At 68.0% G+C, this 18,010-nt stretch carries 13 protein-coding genes; 9 read left to right on the top strand and 4 right to left on the bottom strand.

What is annotated here, in order from left to right; all coding sequences use genetic code 11:
• The first annotated feature begins 110 nt into the window (after positions 1-110).
• The 3 genes from treZ (at position 111) to DB31_RS15780 (ending at position 5,823) form a co-directional block, all read left to right on the top strand.
• Positions 111-1,961 (top strand): malto-oligosyltrehalose trehalohydrolase, encoded by a 1,851-nt coding sequence (gene treZ / locus DB31_RS15790; protein ID WP_044188336.1) that lies wholly within the window; start codon positions 111-113, stop codon positions 1,959-1,961.
• Positions 1,962-2,286: 325 nt separating this feature from the next.
• Positions 2,287-3,585, top strand: a complete 1,299-nt coding sequence (locus DB31_RS15785) for a discoidin domain-containing protein (protein WP_083968466.1) — start codon at positions 2,287-2,289, stop codon at positions 3,583-3,585.
• Between the two features lie 213 nt (positions 3,586-3,798).
• Positions 3,799-5,823, top strand: a complete 2,025-nt coding sequence (locus tag DB31_RS15780) for a PAS domain-containing protein (protein ID WP_044188331.1) — start codon at positions 3,799-3,801, stop codon at positions 5,821-5,823.
• A 38-nt stretch (positions 5,824-5,861) separates the two neighbouring features.
• Here DB31_RS15780 and DB31_RS15775 read toward each other — a convergent pair whose 3' ends face one another.
• The 3 genes from DB31_RS15775 to DB31_RS15765 form a co-directional block, all read right to left on the bottom strand.
• Positions 5,862-7,487, bottom strand: a complete 1,626-nt coding sequence (locus DB31_RS15775; protein WP_044188328.1) for a serine/threonine protein kinase — start codon at positions 7,485-7,487, stop codon at positions 5,862-5,864.
• A gap of 122 nt (positions 7,488-7,609) precedes the next feature.
• Entirely contained in the window at positions 7,610-8,371 is a 762-nt protein-coding gene (locus DB31_RS15770; protein WP_044188325.1) for an ABC transporter permease, read from the bottom strand.
• Positions 8,372-8,380: 9 nt separating this feature from the next.
• Positions 8,381-9,313, bottom strand: a complete 933-nt coding sequence (locus DB31_RS15765; protein WP_044188323.1) for an ABC transporter ATP-binding protein — start codon at positions 9,311-9,313, stop codon at positions 8,381-8,383.
• A 66-nt stretch (positions 9,314-9,379) separates the two neighbouring features.
• Here DB31_RS15765 and DB31_RS15760 point away from each other — a divergent pair, with 66 nt between their 5' ends.
• From DB31_RS15760 to DB31_RS15750, 3 genes are all read left to right on the top strand, one after another.
• Entirely contained in the window at positions 9,380-9,895 is a 516-nt protein-coding gene (locus tag DB31_RS15760; protein ID WP_044188320.1) for an FHA domain-containing protein, read from the top strand.
• 101 nt (positions 9,896-9,996) lie between these two features.
• The gene (gene ettA / locus DB31_RS15755) at positions 9,997-11,676 is read left to right on the top strand and encodes an energy-dependent translational throttle protein EttA (RefSeq protein WP_044188318.1); all 1,680 of its coding nucleotides are present in this window, start codon (positions 9,997-9,999) and stop codon (positions 11,674-11,676) included.
• A 248-nt stretch (positions 11,677-11,924) separates the two neighbouring features.
• Positions 11,925-13,091: an ATP-grasp domain-containing protein gene (locus tag DB31_RS15750; protein ID WP_044188316.1), complete on the top strand. Its 1,167-nt coding sequence runs from the start codon at positions 11,925-11,927 to the stop codon at positions 13,089-13,091.
• A gap of 19 nt (positions 13,092-13,110) precedes the next feature.
• Here the strand turns inward: DB31_RS15750 and DB31_RS15745 are convergent, their stop codons facing one another.
• Positions 13,111-13,884, bottom strand: a complete 774-nt coding sequence (locus DB31_RS15745) for an alpha/beta hydrolase (protein WP_044188315.1) — start codon at positions 13,882-13,884, stop codon at positions 13,111-13,113.
• 242 nt (positions 13,885-14,126) lie between these two features.
• On the opposite strand from DB31_RS15745, the gene DB31_RS15740 reads away from it, so the two are divergent.
• The 3 genes from DB31_RS15740 (at position 14,127) to DB31_RS15730 (ending at position 17,982) form a co-directional block, all read left to right on the top strand.
• Positions 14,127-15,731, top strand: a complete 1,605-nt coding sequence (locus DB31_RS15740) for a sensor histidine kinase (RefSeq protein ID WP_044188314.1) — start codon at positions 14,127-14,129, stop codon at positions 15,729-15,731.
• Between the two features lie 445 nt (positions 15,732-16,176).
• Positions 16,177-17,274: a 3-oxoacyl-ACP synthase III family protein gene (locus DB31_RS15735; RefSeq protein WP_044188311.1), complete on the top strand. Its 1,098-nt coding sequence runs from the start codon at positions 16,177-16,179 to the stop codon at positions 17,272-17,274.
• Positions 17,275-17,358: 84 nt separating this feature from the next.
• Complete coding sequence (locus DB31_RS15730) at positions 17,359-17,982, top strand: hypothetical protein (protein ID WP_063769233.1); 624 nt, start codon at positions 17,359-17,361, stop codon at positions 17,980-17,982.
• Positions 17,983-18,010: the final 28 nt, after the last annotated feature.

Raw genomic sequence — 18,010 nt, 5'->3', positions numbered from 1 at the left:
CCAAAGTCCGCAGTGCCGTAGGCCACCACTGAACATCTTCCGGCGCCAGAGGGAGGGACTTTGATGCAAGGTGCTCCTCGGTACGACAGGCACGCATTAAAGGAAGAGGCATGGCGCAAGTGGAGGAGTCACGGGCAGCGGTCCCTCGGCTGGGGGCGTGGGTGGAGGCAGGGCCTCGGGTGCGGTGGCGGGTCTGGGCCCCCGAGCACCGGAGCATGGAGGTGGTGCTGCACGACCCGGAGGGAAAGCCGGGCCGCGCGCTGCCGATGACGGCCGAGCCGGGCGGCTACTTCAGCGCCGTGCTCGAGGGCCAGGGCGCGGGAGTGCGCTACAAGCTGCGCGTGGACGGGGAGGGTCCGTTTCCGGACCCCTGGTCCCGCTCCCAGCCGCAGGGCGTGCATGGTCCCTCCGAGGTGGTGGTCCCGGACTTCGCCTGGTCGGACGCGGGCTGGAAGGGGCCGGACCCGGATGCGCTCGTCATCTACGAGGTGCACGTGGGCACCGCGACGCCCGAGGGCACCTTCCAGGCGCTCATTCCCCAGCTGAAGGGGCTCCGAGAGCTGGGCATCAACACCCTGGAGCTCATGCCGTTGGCCAGCTTCCCGGGCGCGCGCAACTGGGGCTACGACGGGGTGGACCTGTTCGCCCCGCAGCACACTTATGGCGGTCCGAATGGGCTGCGCCAGCTCATCGATGCCGCGCACGCGCACGGGCTCGCCGTGCTCATTGACGCCGTCTACAACCACTTCGGGCCGGACGGGAACTACCTGCGCTGCTACTCGCCGCACTACTTCACCGGCCGCCACCACACCCCGTGGGGGGATGCCGTCAACTACGACGGGAAGGACTCCGCGCCCGTGCGGGAGTTGGTGCTCTCCAACGTGGACATGTGGATCCGCGACTACCACGCCGACGGCCTGCGGCTGGACGCGGCGCACGCCATCGTGGATGACAGCTCGCCGCACCTGCTGACGGAGATCTCCGCCCGGGCCCGCGCCGCCGCGCCGGGACGCCGCGTGGTGGTGATCGCCGAGGACGAGCGTAACGAGGCCCGGCTTCCTCGCCCGGCCTCTGCGGGCGGCCTGGGGCTGGACGGCGTCTGGGCGGATGATCTGCACCACCAGCTGCGCCGCGCCTTCGCGGGCGACAGCGAGGGCTACTACCAGGACTATACGGGCAGCGCGGAGGACATCGCCCGCACGCTCCGTCAGGGTTGGTTCTACGAGGGACAGGTGTCGAAGAACCAGGGCCACGCGCGGGGCACGCCGGCGGGCGAGCTACCGCCCCGGTGCTTCGTCCACTGCACCCAGAACCACGATCAGGTGGGCAACCGCGCCCATGGCGAGCGGCTCGGCCACGATGTGACACCGGCGGCCTACCGGGCGATGAGCACCCTGCTGCTGCTGTCCCCGTACACGCCGCTGCTGTTCATGGGCCAGGAGTGGAACGCCCGCTCGCCCTTCCTCTACTTCACGGACCACAACGAGGAGCTGGGGCGGCTCGTCACCGAGGGCCGCCGCAAGGAGTTCGCCGGCTTCAAGCGCTTCGCGGGCGACACCGTGCCAGACCCGCAGGCGAAGGAGACTTTCGAGCGCTCGCGCCTCGACTGGTCCGAGGCTGAGCGCCCGCCGCACTCGCAGATCCGAGCGCTCTACCGGGAGCTGCTGTGGCTGCGCGCCACCGAGCCCGCGCTGAAGGAGAAGAGCCGGGGCAGCTACGAGGCGCGGGCGCTAGGCCCAAGCTCGCTCGTCCTCGAGCGCCGAGGCGCGGGTCAGCGGCTGCTTGCCTTCATCAACGTGAAGGGTTTGCTCGAGCAGCGCCTGCCTGCGGGCTCGCGTGCACAGGTCGTGCTGTGGAGCGAGGCGCCTGCTTTCGGTGGAGCCGTGGAGACGTCTCCGCTGAGAGACAGTGTCGTGCGACTAGAGGGGCCCTCGGCGGTCGTGATGCGCTTGCTGGAGTGAGTCGCACACCGGACCCACCTTCCAGGCGAGAGACACCGCGCGCGCGGCTTGGGAAGAAAGCAAAAATACATCCGGTACTCGGGACTGCAGCAACGACGCGTTCTGTCATGAGCGGGTGAGCGAGAGCTCTCCGCTTGTGGCGGGACACTGACGACAACGCAGCCGCGGTCAGCCGTGCTCGCTCTGCTCCAGGAGTCCTCTAGGAGTGGGCAGGCGGAGCTGCGGCCTCACCCGAGGAACACAGAACTTGATCGGATCGAAGAAGTCTCTCCCCTGGCGCCGCCTCTCCGGAGCGCTGATCCCCTCACTCAGCGTGTTATCCCTGATGGCTCTCGCCACTCCGGCGCGGGCCCAGACCACCTGCTCGACGAACGTCCCCATCACCGCCGTCACCGCCAAGGCAGATGACGGCAACGTCCCCTCCAACGTGCTCGACGGCAAACCGGACACCCGCTGGTCCTGCAATGGAAGCGGCTGCTGGATTCGTGCGGATCTCGGCGCCGAGAAGCAGGTGGGCGCTGTGGACGTCACCTGGCACAGCGGCGCCACGCGCAACTACAACTACGAGGTGGCCACCTCGCGCGATGGCAGCACCTATTACAACGTCGCCGCGAATCGGAGCGCCCGCTCGGATCAGGCGCAGCGCATCACCTTCACCGCTGCCCCCGCGCGCTACGTGAGGGTCACCGTGAAAGGCAACACGACCAACAACTGGGCCAGCATCTCCGAGATGCGCGTGCTCGGGTGCGGCGGCACCTCCGAGCCGACTCCGCCGACGGACCCGACTCCGCCGACGGACCCGGCTCCGCCGACGGACCCGACTCCGCCGACGGACCCGACTCCGCCCGCCGGGGGCAAGGACGGGTTCGGTGTGACGATGATCTACCCCACGAAGTCGGGCGGTGAGAGCTGGGCGATGGCGGCGGACCCGACGAAGGACTCTCGCTTCGATCCGCAGAACCCCATCACCAAGAACGCGGACGGCTCCTGGAAGATCAAGGCCACCCAGGTGCGCATGTCCGTCTTCACCTCCACCGGCTACGGCGCGGGGAAGATCCCCACGTACAACCGGGACCAGATGACCAGCAAGGGCTACATGCTGGCAGCCAACGACTGGAAGAACATCGAGATGACGGGCTTCGTGAAGCTCAACGCAGCCTCGGACATGGCGGACAACTTCGACTGGTACGCGCGCGGCGGCAAGCACAACGACTCGGTGCCGTGCGAGGGCTCCTCGTACAAGGGCGCGCTGCACTATGACGGGCGCACGCGCTGGCAGAAGGAGTCGTGGCACGTCAGCTACGAGCAGGCCCCGTACAAGCCCGCCACCAGCTCGCTCAAGGGCCGCTGGGTTGGCTTCAAGGCGGTCATGCGCAACGTCACCGCGGGCGGCAAGACGGCCGTGAAGCTCGAGCTGTACCTCAACGAGAACGCCGACAAGGTCACCTGGAAGAAGATCTACGACATGACGGACGCGGGCGACTGGGGTGGCGACCACGGTAAGTGCGGAGCTTCCAATCCCGCCATGCCGATGACGTGGGGTGGCCCAATTGCAACATTCCGTTGGGACAGCGCGAGCGACGTCGACTTCAAGTGGATGAGCGTGCGCGAGATCCAGCCGTAGCTGTTCGGATCAACGCAATCCTGTATCAGTGAGGAAAGACGGCGCGGGGAATTCTGATTCTCCGCGCCGTTACGCTGTTCACCGGCGGGTTCTTCGAGCGGGTGCGGAGTCTGTACTGAGTCAGCCAAGCGAGTAAGCTGCTGCGTGCGGCGGAAGCCACGGCCCCGGCTTCTGGTCCACGGTCTGGCCGCCACGCGTTGGAGGACCTCAGGCATGCCCAAGCCCGCATTCATCGAGCCCTCGAAGGTCCTGAGGGGGTCCCGCCAGTGGGAAGGAGACGAAGTGCTCCGCGTGCTGGCGGAGGTGGAGAACACGCATCCCGAGGGCAGCATGGCGCTGCGCGCGCTGCGGGATGAAGAGGGCACGCTGATCGACTTCGAGTGGATCTACGCGAACGCCGCCGCGGAGCGCACGCTGAGCTGGCACGTGGGCAGCCTGGTGGGGCACAAGCTGCACGAGGTGCCGCCGGAGCTGGGGCTCGCGGGACAGTTCGAGGCCTTCCATCAAGTGGTGGAGACAGGCCAGTCGTGCCAGCAGGTGTTTCCTCACGCATGTGATGGGTTCGACGGGTGGCTCCAGGCCACCGTGGCGCGCTTCCGAGACGGCGTGCTGGTGCGGCTGCGCGACATCACCGCCGCCCGGCGCGCGGAGACGGGGCTGCGCGAGACGCGCGACAAGCTGGTGGAGCTGCTGGAGAACCTGCCCGAGGGCTTCTTCTCCGTGGATGCGCACTGGCGCTACACGTACATCAACCGCAACGCGCTGCTGCTGACGGGCAAGCCGCGCGAGAAGCTCTTCGGCCGCGACATCTGGAGCACCAGCCCCGAGCTGATGGGCACCATCGCCGAGCGCGAGTACCGGCGAGTCATGGCGGAGCGCGTCTCCACCGTCTTCGAGATGGAGTTCTCGCGCGGCCGCTGGTTCGAGGTGCACGCGTACCCGTCCGGCAACGGCATCGCCATCTTCTTCCGCGACATCAATGAGAAGAAGAAGGCGGAGCAGGAGCGGGACGCGCTGCTCAACCGCGAGCACTCGGGCCGCCTGGAGGCGGAGGAGCTGGCGCGGCAGCGCGCGCGGGAGCTGCTCGCGGCCCGGGAGAAGCTCGTGCAGTCGGAGAAGCTGGCGGTGGCGGGCCAGCTCGCCGCGGGCGTGGGGCATGAAATCAACAACCCGCTGTCCTTCGTGATGGGCAACATCCACTTCGCGCTGGAGCAGCTCCAGGCGCTGCCGCAGGTGGAGGCGCGCAAGGCGATCGAGGAGACGGCCGAGGCGTTGGCGGAGGCCCGCGAGGGCGCCGAGCGCATCCGCGGCATTGTCCGGGACTTGAAGACGTTCGCCCGGGGAGATGACGCGCAGCTGAAGCAGGTGGACGTGCACGCGGCGCTGGAGTTCAGCCTCTCCATGGCGATGAACCACATCCGCTACCGCGCGCAGGTGGTGAAGTGCTACGGCAACGTGGCCCCGGTGTGGGCCAACGAGGCCAAGCTGGGGCAGGTGTTCCTCAACCTGCTCATCAACGCGGCGCAGGCCATCCCCGAGGGGGACTCGACGCACCACCGCATCGTGCTCAACACGTACGCGAGGGATGAGCACGTGGTGGTGGAGGTGACGGACACGGGCATGGGGATGACGCCGGACGTGCTGACGCGCGCCTTCGAGCCCTTCTTCACCACCAAGGCCCAGGGCGAGGGCACCGGGCTGGGGCTGTCCATCTGCCACGGCATCATCAAGGCGCTGCGCGGGGAGCTGACGGCGGCCAGCATGCCGGGCAAGGGGAGCACGTTCCGCGTGGTGCTGCCCACCCGGGGTTCGGCGAGCGGGGACGTGGTGCCCTCGCTGGCCTCCGTGCTGGAGGCGCCGCCGGTTCAGGGCAAGCGCGTGCTCATCATCGACGACGAGGCGGGCATTGCCTCCGTCATGCGGCGCATCATCGGCCGGGGCAACGAGGTGGTGGTGACCGCCAGCGGCCGCGAGGCGCTCGCGCTGCTGGAGCGCGACACGGACTTCGACCGCATCTTCTGCGACTTGATGATGACGGACCTGACGGGCATGGACGTCCACGCCGAGCTGGCGAAGCACCACCCCGAGTGCCTGCCGCGGCTCGTCTTCATGACGGGCGGGGGCTTCACGGCGCGGGCCCGGGCCTTCCTGCAGAGCTCCTCACACCCACGCATCGACAAGCCGTTCGAGCCGGAGCTCATCCGCAGGCTGGTGTCCCAGGCGCCACCGCGCATCTGAACCGCCACCCCACCGGAGCAGCCCTGAGCCCTGCGGGCTCAGCGGCCCTTCTTGATGTAGCTGGGCGGCGGCTTCTTGGAGGTGCCGTTGGTGGGCGGCTTCGTGGGCGCGGCGCGCCGCTCCAGCGCGAGCATCAGGCTGGGCGCGTTCGCGGCGGACACGTGGCGCGTCAGCGGCTCATACCCGTCCAGCGACAGCGTCACCTCCAGGGGGGCTTCCTCGGGTGCCACGGCCAGCGTTACCGGTGTCACCCCGAGCGGCTTGCCCGCGAGCTGCACCGCCGCGCCGGTGGGCTCGGACTTGAGCACCAGCTCCACCTTGAGCGGAGCGGCGGTCTGCGGGCGCGGCACGGGGGGCGGCTCCACCGGCTTCATCGGTGGGTTGGCCACCACGGGGGGCGGCTGGGAAGCGTCCGGTTTCTGGGTGAAGTAGACGAGCGCGGCCCCGGCGATGACGAGCAGCGCCGCGCTGCTCACTACCACGGGGATGAGGGGGAAGCGGCGCTGGGGCGTGGGACGGCCCAGCGGCTGGGTGCCCCGGGTGGACTCCTGCCGGTGTCCGGGCGCGGGCCCCACCAGGGCCTCCACGGAATGCCGGGAGCGCATGCTGGGCATCGACACGCGCGAGGGCGTGGGCCGGTGGCCCGGCGACCCCAACGAGTCGATGCGCGAGGGGTTGGACTTGTCCTTCGTGTCCAGGTCCGTGTCCTCGGCCAGCTGGTCCAGCTTGGCCGGATCCGACTCCGCGGCGATGCGGTCCGCGTACAGCTCGCGCAGGAAGGCGGACAGGTGCGCGGTGCTGGCCGGCAGCCGCAGCTGGATGATGTAGTCCTCGAGCGCGAGCCGGAGCGCGCCGCAGTCCGGGTACCGCTTGTCCGGCGTGGTCGCCAGCGCCCGCAGCACCACCTCGTCCAGCCCCGGCGGCAGCTTGGGGTTGATCTGCGAGGGCTTCGGCACCTGGCAGTCCTTCACCAGGCGCAGCGTCATCATGTCCGACTCGCCCTTGAAGAGGCGGCGGCCCGTGAGCAGCTCCCACATCACCACGCCCAGCGCGAACTGATCGCTGCGCCCGTCGATGGCCTGCCCCGAGGCCTGCTCCGGGGACATATAAGGATACTTGCCCTTGAGCACCCCGGTGGCGGTGTGGTGGCCGCTGCCGGCCGCCTTCGCCACGCCGAAGTCGATGATCTTCACCGCCCCGTCGAAGCCCACGAGGATGTTCTGCGGAGAGACATCCCGGTGAACCAGCTTCAGCGGCTGGCCCTGTGCGTCACGGGCCTTGTGCGCGTAGTCGAGCCCCGCGGCGGCCTCGGAGATGACGCGCAGCACCAGCCCCGCGGGCAGCAGCCGCCCCTTCAGCCGGGACTGCTTGTCCAGCCGCCGCACGTCATCGCCCTGCACGTACTCCATGGCCAGACAGTGGCGCCCCTCCACCTCCTGCAGGTCCAGGATGGTGACGAGGTTGGGGTGCTGGAGCCGGGCGACCAGCCGCGCCTCCTCCAGGAACATGGTGAGGAACTCATCGTCCTCGGCCAGGTGGGGGAGGATGAGCTTGAGCACGACCAGCCGCTCGACCGAGCTGCGCTCACGCGCCAGGAACACCTGGCCCATGCCGCCCGAGGCGATCTTACGAAGCAGTTCGTACTTCCCGAAGGGGACAGCCATCTCGTTTTCTAAGATACCCTGAGCCAGGGTACGACGTGAAAGCCCGTCTTTCCGTTCCCTGGCCAGAAGAGGGAGCAACCAGGCGAATTGTCCTGTGGCCCTCAACCCGCTGTGGGCAGGTGTCAGGCCTTCATCTTGTAGCCGGAGCGCAGCGCCAGGTAGACCACCAGGGTGGCAGCCACGGCCAGGACGGCCAGGATGCCACCTCCCAGCGCGGGGGGAAAGATGCTGCGGCCCAGCATGCCATAGCGCAGTCCCTCCACCATATAGACCATGGGGTTGAAGAGGCTGATCTGGTTCCAGGGCGAGGGCAGCTCGCGCACCGAGTAGAAGACGCCACCCAGGAAGGTGAGCGGCATCATCACGAAGGTGGGGAAGAAGTTGATCTGCTCGAACTTCTCGGCCCAGATGGCCGCCAGCATTCCCAGCACGCTGAAGACGTAGGAGGCGATGAACAGGAAGTAGGCGGCCACCACGGCGTGCTGGAGGCTGAAGCCGGTGAAGATGGCGGCCACGGCCCAGGTGAGCGCGCCCACCACGAGCCCGCGCACCATGGCGCCGCCAATGAAGCCGGCCATCAGCTCGCCGGGGCCCAGGGGGGCTACGAGCAGGTCCACCACCGTGCCCTGAATCTTGGTGATGAAGAGCGAGGAGCTGGAGTTGAGGAACGCGTTGTTGGCGATGCCCAGGAAGATGAGGCCCGGGACGATGAAGGGCAGGTACGGCACGCCCTCCACTTCGTGGACGCGCGAGGAGATGGAGTAGCCGAAGACGATGAAATACAGCGTGGTGCTGATGAGCGGCGAGAGGACGGTCTGGCCCGGCACGCGCATGAAGCGGCGGACCTCCTTCTCGAACAGCGTCTTCATCCCAAGGGTGTTCATGGCGTTGGCTCAGGCAGCCTTCTGGGGGCGGCCTCGCAGGATTTCGATGAGGACGTCCTCCAGGCGCGAGCGCCGCGTCTCCACATCGGAGATGGGCAGGCCCTGGGCGTAGAGGGCGCGCAGCAGCTCTCCGGAGGGGGGCGTGCCCTCGCGCTCGATATAGGCGAGGGTGCGGCGGTCCTCGGAGAGGGTGGCGTTGAAGCGGCGGGTGGCCTCGGGCAGCTCGGCCAGGGGCTGCTCGAAGGTGACCACGAGGCGGCGCTCGCCGAAGCGGCGCATCACCGAGGCCTTGTCCTCCACCAGCAGCAGGCGCCCCTCGTTGATGACGCCCACGCGGTCGGCGAGCTCCTCGGCCTCCTCCAAGTAGTGCGTGGTGAGGATGACGGTGGTGCCCTCGGAGGCCAGCTTGCGCACGTAGGTCCACAGGTCGCGGCGCAGCTCCACGTCCACGCCGGCGGTGGGCTCGTCGAGGAAGACGAGCTTCGGCTTGTGCACCAGGGCCTTGGCGATGAGGAGGCGGCGCTTCATGCCGCCCGAGAGGGCACGGGTGAGGGAGTTCTTCTTGGCCTGGAGGTTGAGGGCGGTGAGCACCTCGTCCACGCGGGCGTCGTCGCGGGGGCGGCCGTAGTAGCCGAGCTGGATGCGGAGGGACTCGGCGACGGAGAAGAAGGGGTCGAAGTTGATCTCCTGGGGGACGAGGCCCACGTCATAGCGAGGGCCCACGGGGTCCTGGTCCAGATCCTTGCCGAACAGGAGGATGCGGCCGCTGGTCTTCTTCACCAGGCCGCAGATGGAGCCGATGAGTGTCGTCTTGCCTGCTCCATTGGGGCCCAGCAGGGCGAAGATTTCACCCTGGCGGATGGAGAGGTTCACGTCGGAGAGCGCGGTGAGCTTGGCATAGGACTTGGTGAGCCCCTGCAGCTCCAGGACGGGCGAGGACATGGCGGAGGCGGGCTTAGCACCTCTGGGAGTGGTGGTCATCCCTCGCCGCGCTAGACTGCGCGCGCCATGCTCAATGTCCGGGAATTGCGGTCGCTGGCCTCGCGGCTGACCGAGGCGTTCTTCTGCAATCAGATTGGTCCCTTCGTGCTGGTGCAGAAGCCGCCGCGGCCGGTGGTGGAGCAGATGGCGATGCGCATGGGGGCGCAGAGCACCATGGCGGCCACGGGCCCCAGCCTGGAGGCCATGCAGCTGGCGGTGATGCTGCGCTTCGACGAGCTGATTGTCGCCACGCTGCCGCCGCTGCGCAGCGTGGACTCGCTCTCGGTGGGGCGCCTGCCGAGTTGCGATTTGGTCATCAACGATCCGTCCGTCTCCAAGGAGCACGCGCGGCTGAGCTGGCACGGGCAGACGGACACCAGCACCATCGTGGACCTGGGCTCGATGAATGGTACGCAGCTGAACGGGCACCTCCTGGATGCCCACAAGGAGTATTACGTCCAGGACGGGGATCTGGTGCGCTTCGGGGACGCGGACTTCGCGTACATGCTCGCCGAGTCCCTGTGGGAGCGGCTGCGCCGCTGAGCACTCGGGCAGGGCGGAGGCATGGAGAGTTCCTTGCACCGCGCGGCCCTCCTTAGTATCCGCCACCGTCTACGTCGTCACTTGGAGGCACCGAACCCGCGATGGCCCAGAACTTCATCTTCACCATGCAGGACCTGCGCAAGGTCAAGGGTGGGAAGGACATCCTCAAGGGCATCTACCTGTCCTTCTTCCCGGGCGCGAAGATTGGCGTCATCGGCCCGAACGGCTCGGGTAAGTCCACGCTGCTGCGCATCATGGCCGGGGTGGACAAGGAGTTCTTCGGCATTGCCAAGCCGGACCCGGGCGCGAAGGTGGGCTTCCTGCCGCAGGAGCCCCAGCTCGACGCTTCGCTGGACGTGAAGGGGAACGTGGAGCTGGGCCTGAAGGAGATCCGCGGCCTGATGGATCGCTTCAACGAGGTGTCCGCCAAGTTCGGCGAGCCCTTGAGCGACACGGAGATGGAGAAGCTGCTGGCCGAGCAGGGCAAGCTGCAGGACGCGATTGATGCGGCGAACGGCTGGGAGCTGGACCGGACCATCGAGATGGCGATGGACTCGCTGCGGCTGCCGCCGGGCGATGCGGACGTGACGAAGCTGTCGGGCGGTGAGAAGCGCCGTGTGGCGCTGTGCCGCATCCTGCTGGAGAAGCCGGACCTGCTGTTGCTGGACGAGCCCACCAACCACCTGGATGCCGAGAGCGTGGCGTGGCTGGAGAAGGCGCTGAAGGACTACAAGGGGACGATCGTCAGTATTACTCACGACCGGTACTTCCTGGACAACGTGGCGGAGTGGATCCTGGAGCTGGACCGGGGCGAGGGCGTGCCCTGGAAGGGGAACTACTCCTCGTGGCTGGACCAGAAGCAGAAGCGGCTGGAGCTGGAGGAGAAGGCGGAGAGCCACCGGCAGAAGACGCTCAAGCGCGAGCTGGAGTGGGTGCGGGCGAGCCCGAAGGCGCGTCAGGCCAAGAGCAAGGCGCGCATCCAGGCGTACGAGGATCTGGTCAACCAGACGCAGGAGAAGCGCGATGCGACCGGCGAGGTGACGATTCCGCCGGGGCCGAAGCTGGGCGGGCTGGTGGTGGAGGCGAAGGGGCTGCGCAAGTCGTTCGGAGACCGGCTGCTGGTTGAGGACCTGAACTTCAAGTTGCCGCCGGGTGGTATCGTGGGCGTGATTGGGCCGAACGGTGCGGGCAAGACGACGCTGTTCCGGATGATCACGGGCGTGGAGAAGCCGGACGCGGGCGAGCTGAAGGTGGGCGAGACGGTGAAGCTGGCCTACGTGGACCAGAGCCGTGACGCGCTGAATGGGGACAAGTCGGTGTTCGAGGAGGTCAGCGGCGGGCTGGACCACATCGACCTGGGACGGGCGGGGCAGATGCCGAGCCGTGCGTACCTGGCGGGGTTCGCGTTCAAGGGTCAGGATCAGCAGAAGCGGGTGAAGGACCTGTCGGGCGGCGAGCGCAACCGGGTGCACCTGGCGAAGATGCTGAAGAGCGGTGGCAACCTGCTGCTGCTGGACGAGCCGACGAACGACCTGGACGTGGAGACGCTGCGGAGCCTGGAGGAGGCGCTGCTGAACTTCGCGGGGTGCGCGGTGGTGATCAGCCACGACCGGTGGTTCCTGGACCGCATCGCGACGCACATCCTGGCGTTCGAGGGGGACAGCAAGGTGTTCTTCTTCGAGGGCAACTTCCAGGACTACGAGGCGGACAAGAAGAAGCGCTTGGGGCCCGAGGCGCTGCAGCCGCACCGCATCCGGTACCGGCCGCTGACGAAGAACTGAGCCGTGAGCCGAGGGAGAGCGGGACGGCCGGTGCGGGAGGACCCGTCCGCTGACGGGGGGCCCCGCACCGAGCCGAGGGACCCGCGACCTGTGCCCCCAGGACCGTGTCCCCGTGCCCGAACCTGAGGGCCCACAGTGGATACCTACCGGGCAAGGGGGCCTACCCGTGGCTCCCGCTCGTCAGGAAGTAGGCATCGCCCCTGGCCGCGCTATGGTCGGGCCCACGGGAGCCCCCACTCCGGCGAGCCATGAACTTCGTCTTCATCTCTCCCCACTTTCCGCCTCAGTTCTTCCACTTCATCACCGCTCTGCGGGAGCGGGGCGTCAACGTGCTGGCCATCGGTGACACCCCCTACGACACCCTGCGCCACGAGCTGCGGGAGAACCTCCGCGAGTACTTCTTCACCCCCAGCCTCCACGACTACGACGCCCTCCTGCGCGCCACCGGCTACCTCACCTGGCGCCACGGCCGCATCCACCGCATCGAGTCGCTCAACGAGTCCTGGCTCGGCCAGGAGGCCCGCCTGCGCGAGGACTTCAACGTCTTCGGCCTCAAGCCCTCGGACATCCAGCGCCTCCGCTCCAAGTCCGGCATGGCCACCGTCTTCCGTGACGCCAGCGTGCCCCACCCCGAGCTCGAGCTTGTCCAGAGTGCCGCTCAAGTGAAGGCCTTCGCCCAGCGCGTGGGCTACCCGCTCGTCCTCAAGCCCGACGTCGGCGTGGGCGCCGCGCACACCTTCAAGGTCAGCAGCGACGCCGAAGTCGATCAGGCGCTCGCCCAGCCCCTGCCCACCTCCTACGTCGCCCAGGCCTTCGTCCAGGGCACCATCGTCACCTATGACGGCGTCGTGGACCGCGAGGGGAAGATTCTCTTCACCCTCAGCCACGAGTACAGCGACGGCGTCATGGAGGTCGTCACCGAGAAGCGCGACATCTCCTTCTGGAGCCTCAAGTCCATCCCCGACTCGCTCGATGAGCTCGGCCGCAAGGCCGTGGACGCACTCGGCTTGCGTGAGCGCTGGTTCCACCTGGAGTTCTTCCGTCTCCCCGGTGACCGCTTCGTCGCGCTCGAGGCGAACCTCCGCCCCCCCGGCGGCTTCATGACGGACATGATCAACTACGCCTGCGACGTCGACGTGTACCGGCTCTGGGCCCGCCTCGTCACCGGCGATCCCGTCACTGACATCCGCTTCGCCCCCAAGTACCACGTGTGCCACATCGCCCGGCGCGCCGGCCGCCCCTACCTCCACAGCCACGAGGAGGTGCTGCGCCGGCTCGGCCACGCGCTGATGATGCACACCACCAGCATGCCCAGCGTCTACCAGGCCGCCATGGGCAGCGAGATGTACCTCACCCGCCACGCGGACCTGGAGCGCCTGCGCGAGGACGTGCGCTTCGTCCAGGCCCTCCGCTAGCCCAGGCCTACGCTCCGGCTCAGCTCAGCAGCCACCGGAACGCGAACGGCAGCCGCCGCTGCCAGTCCTTCTCGTGGTGCTGCCCACCCGGCTCCAGCACCAGAATCACCTCGTGGTCGTGGTACCCCACCTGCTTCAGGTGGCTGTAGAACTCGCGCGTGGCCACCCCGTAATTCAGCGGCACGTTGTCCGTGGCGATGTGCTCCGTGGAGCCCGCATCCAAATAGATGCGCGACCACTTCTGGCTGTGGGCAGTCCACTTCGTGAAGAGCTGCCGCTCGCTCCACATCACCGTGGGCGACAGCGCCCCAATCCGACCGAACACCTCTGGGTACTGCCACCCGAGGTACAGCGAGATGAGCCCGCCCAGGGACGAGCCCATCGCCCCTGTCCACTCCGGACCCGGACGCGTGCGGTAGACGCGGTCCACGTACGGCTTCACCTGCTCCACCAGGAAGCGCGCGTACTGCGGGCCCCGCGCCTTCACCTGGTTGCGCGGCTCGTCCCACGGCGAGTACTCCTGGAACCGTCCCGGCCCCGAGTCCACCGCGACGATGATCCACGGCTCCAGCCGGCCCTCGGCCACCAGCGCCTCCAGCGCGTGGTTGGCACACCACGTGTCGAAGACCGACGACTCCGGGTGCGCGAACACGTTCTGCCCGTCATGCATATAAAGGACGGGGTAGCGGTGCTCACCGTGCTCGTCGTACCCGTCCGGCGTGTAGATGCGGAGGGTCCGCGTGAAGCCTTCCTGGGGGGATTCGAAGTCTCGGATGATGTGGACGTGGCCCATGACACAGGCACCAGCGCTCCCGGTTTGCTCCCGAGCTCGCGGTGGTGTCCCCACCTTAGATGGCCCGGCTCCCGTTGCAACCTCAGAAGTGCCCCCATCTGTCAGGTAGTACAGCTTCCGGAGCGCCCCGCTCGTCCGAGTCCAGGCAGGCAGGGACGCCTCAGCCTCGGACGGACGTGCCCCTCCTCATCGCTCCCGGGCGTGCCCACATTGGCTGACGTGCCCATGGGAGGAGCGGTTCCATGACGCCGTGCGACCCAACGAGCGGGGGCCTCGCCCAGCTGCTGGAGGCTCGCAGCGAGGACATTGCCCGCCGCTGGGAGGAGCAGGCGCGAAAGAGGCCCTCTGCGGCCCGCCTGCCCCGAGCCGAGCTGCTCGACTCCCTGCCCGAGTTCCTCGTCGCGGTGATTGCGGCCCTGCGAGGCTCGCCTGCCCCGGACCGCCCTCGGGGCGCTTCCTTGGAGGCGCTCGCCGAGACCCATGGCGCCCAGCGCTTCCGCCTGGGGTTCGATCCCTCCGAAGTGGTGCGGGAGTACGCCCTGCTGCGCTTCATCATCTTCAATGTCCTCGATGAAGATCATTGGCCTCTGGAGCCTCAGGCGCTGAACCGCCTGCTGGATGCGCTGGCCACCGCCATCGAGAGCTCCCTGCGGCGCTACACACAGGAGCACCTCTCCGAGCGCAAGCGAGCCGAGGAGAAGCTGCGCCAATCCGAGACGCGCTACCGCCTGGCCACCATGGCCACCCAGGATCTCGTCTGGGACTGGAACATCATGACGGGACAGGTGGACTGGAGCGACAGCCTCTCCCGGCTCACCGGCCACCCCGCCTCCGGGGTGGATACCTCCATCGGCTGGTGGGAAGAGCACATCCACCCCGAGGACCGCCAGCGCGTGGTGAGCGGCCTCCAAGCGGCACTCGAAGGAGGCGACGCCCACTGGATGGACGAGTACCGCTTCCTGCGCGGGGACGGCGCGTACATGCTCGTGCGCGACCGGGCCTACGTGGCGCGCGACGCGGAAGGCCGGGCCCTGCGCATGGTGGGCGCCCTCCAGGACATCACCGAGCTCAAGCGGACCGAGCAGGAGGAGCGGCGGCGGGCCGACATCGAGCAGCACCTCATCGGCATCGTCAGCCATGATCTGCGCAACCCCATCAACGCCATCTCCATGGCCGCCATGCTGCTGTTGAAGCAGGGCGGGCAGGACGAGCGAGGCCGCCGCACCCTCGAGCGCATCCTCTGCAGCGCCGATCGCGCCGCCCGGATGCTGGAGGACCTGCTGGACTTCACCCAGGTCCGGTTCCAGGGCTCCCTCCCGGTGAAGCTCCGGCCGTTGGACTTGCACGAGCTCACGCGGCAGGCGGTGGAGGAAGTCCAGCTCGCCCACCCGCACCGGCAGCTCCTCCTGGAACAGCGAGGCGAGGGGCGCGGCGAGTGGGACGGAGACCGGCTGTCGCAGCTCATCACCAACCTGGTGCGCAACGCCCTGGCTTACGGCTCCGAGCACTGCGCGGTGCAGGTGCGCACGTTCGGCCTGCCCGACGAGGTGCGCCTCTCCGTGCACAACGAGGGGGAGCCCATCCCCCCAGAGCTGATGGACCAGCTCTTCCAACCGCTCAAGCGAGGCGATGGCCCGGGGTGCCACGGCAAGCACTCCCTCGGCCTGGGGCTCTTCATCGTGAAGCACATCGTGGAGGCCCATGGCGGCAGCATCTCCGTGGACTCCACGCGGGAGAGCGGGACCACCTTCACCGTGTCTCTGCCCCGGCACCCGCTCCCGGCTGCCCGGCGCTCGACACCCGCCGCCCAGCGGACGCCTCCGGCGGCCCCGCCTCCCCACCATTGAAGTGCCCCGGAAGGCTCCTCCGGAGGACGACCTGATAGGGTGGTGCGAGCGTGAGCGCACTCAGACTCACCCAGGGGGGTGGGTCACCCGAACCCCTGTGGCTGCCGCTCTGAAGGCAGGCATGACCCCCCGGTGTCTTGAGAGACCCACCCGCTCGGCCCAGCTCTGCCTACACGTCGAGCACGCCTGCTCGGTGGCACTCAACCCAAGAGGTCTCCTCGGACTCGATTTCAGTCGTGAATTCGAGCACTTCGAGGATCTGACCGGGGTCCCATTTGTCAGGAAAGAAACGAATTATTTGGAAAACGGGGGAAGAGGGGCGGGGCGCCCATGAGGGCGGGAGAAGGCCTGGGACGCGCCTTCACCCACCTGCGGCGAGTGGCATGCCACCTGCTGATGACCTCCATCAGCAGGCGAGCACCTCACATCACCGCGAGAAACGACCATGCCCACTGTGCGTTTTGCTGGAGCCGGCGCCTTCGTTCCTTCCCGAGTCATCAACAACGAGCGCATTGCACGCGCCTTCCCGGGTTGGACCCCTGAGCGCATTCTCGAGAAGACGGGCATCGAGGAGCGCCGCTATCTGTGGGAGATCGATGACAAGGAGGGTGTGGCCATTGCTCCACCCGAGAATGATCTGCCCGTCTATCCGGCGTCGAACACGGACATGTGTGAGATTGCCCTGCGCAAGGCGCTCGTGCAGTCCGGCGTGGAGGCGAAGGAGCTGGACGCCATCCTGCTCGTCACCTGCACGCCGGACGAGCTGAACTTCAACCACGACGCCATGGAGCTGCACCGGCGCCTGGAGTGCCGCACGGACACCTTCGCGCTCGTGATTGACGATGGGTGCGGCGGCACCCCGTACATCATCGACATGGCGGCCAAGATGATGGAGGGCGGCCGCTTCAAGACGGTGGCGGTGGTGGCCTCGTCGCTGTGCTCGCCGCACGTGAACCGCCAGGTTTATACGGACGAGATCATCCCCTCGCCCGGCGCCAAGCCGCTCAATGCGTACCTGTCTGGGTATGTGTTCGGAGACGGGGCGGGCGCGGTCATCCTCCGCGCGGATGGCGAGGAGGGCACGGGCATCCTGGCGACGATGTCCGGAAACACCCATGGGGAGCTGGTCTTCCGCCGCGGCGGCGGGAACATGAAGCTGCCCTTCCAGGGCCGCGCGCGTCCGGGCGACATGGCCTTCGTGGTGAACGGGCAGAAGGTGGCGGAGAGCTACCCGCTCGTCATGGGACACTGCATCAGCGCGGTGCTGGAGAACCACCCGGAGCTGGCCTCCGAGGTGAAGCGCTACTACTTCCACCAGCCCAACCGGCGGCTGATGGAGTTCTTCGTTCATCACGCGGGGCTGGACCCGGAGCGCGTGGCGATGAATGTGCACCGCTACGGCAACACCTCGGCGGCCGGCATGCTCATCCTGCTGGCCGAGGACCTGGAGTCCGGCCGGGTGCGCCTGGGCAGTGGGGACGTGGTGATGGTGGCCGCTGTGGGCGCCAGTGTCCACTACGGCGCCCAGCTGGTGCGGCTGTAACCGCTGGGGTGCGGATGACCCTGATGGTCGTGGTGCTCCCGGATCACGTTAGATCCGGAGCCCACCATCCCGAGGAGTCGTCCCATGCCGCGCCTCTCTGTCGCTGTGGTCTCGCTCGCACTCGTCCTGCCGCTGTCGGCGCGGGCGGGTGAGGTGTCGTACCAGTTCCGGACCTTGGAAGACCCCAAGGCGGCGGATCCGAACCTCTGCCAGGGTGCGCCCTTTCAGGCGAACGTGAAGCTGCCAGGCATTGTCTCCGTGCCGGAGCGGGATGCGAACGGCAAGCTGAAGGCCGGTGAGCAGAAGGCAGTAGGCAAGGCGAGGGCGTGCGCGCTCGTCACCGATCGCACCTTCGCCGAGGGCTCCCAGGCGGACATGTACGCGAGCTTCGACTTGCCTGAGGGGCACTTCGCCGCAGTGGGCAAGTGCACGGCGGTGAGCAACGCCGTACCGCGCCCAGGCGTGGTGCTGGTGGGCTGCGCGCTGAAGCTGACGGAGTTCCCCCCTGCGTACGCGGGAGGCTTCGCGACGAGCTCCAGCATCTTCAACCCGATGAACCTGCCTGGGTACAACACCGGCTCGCTGTGGACGCTGCGGCTGTTCGAGCCGGATGCCGCGGCGGCTGCGGTCACGCCCGGTGGAGGGGGAAAGCCGCAGGAGAAGGCCCCCACGGGTGCCAAAATGCGGGCACCGGCGCCCACGAAGTAGACTCGGAGTTCCACCCCTCAAAGACTCG

Origin of the sequence: Hyalangium minutum (assembly GCF_000737315.1) — a bacterium.
GTDB classification, from domain to species: domain Bacteria; phylum Myxococcota; class Myxococcia; order Myxococcales; family Myxococcaceae; genus Hyalangium; species Hyalangium minutum.
The sequence above is the reverse complement of the archived record's forward strand: the minus strand, read 5'-3'. Positions and strand labels throughout refer to the sequence as shown.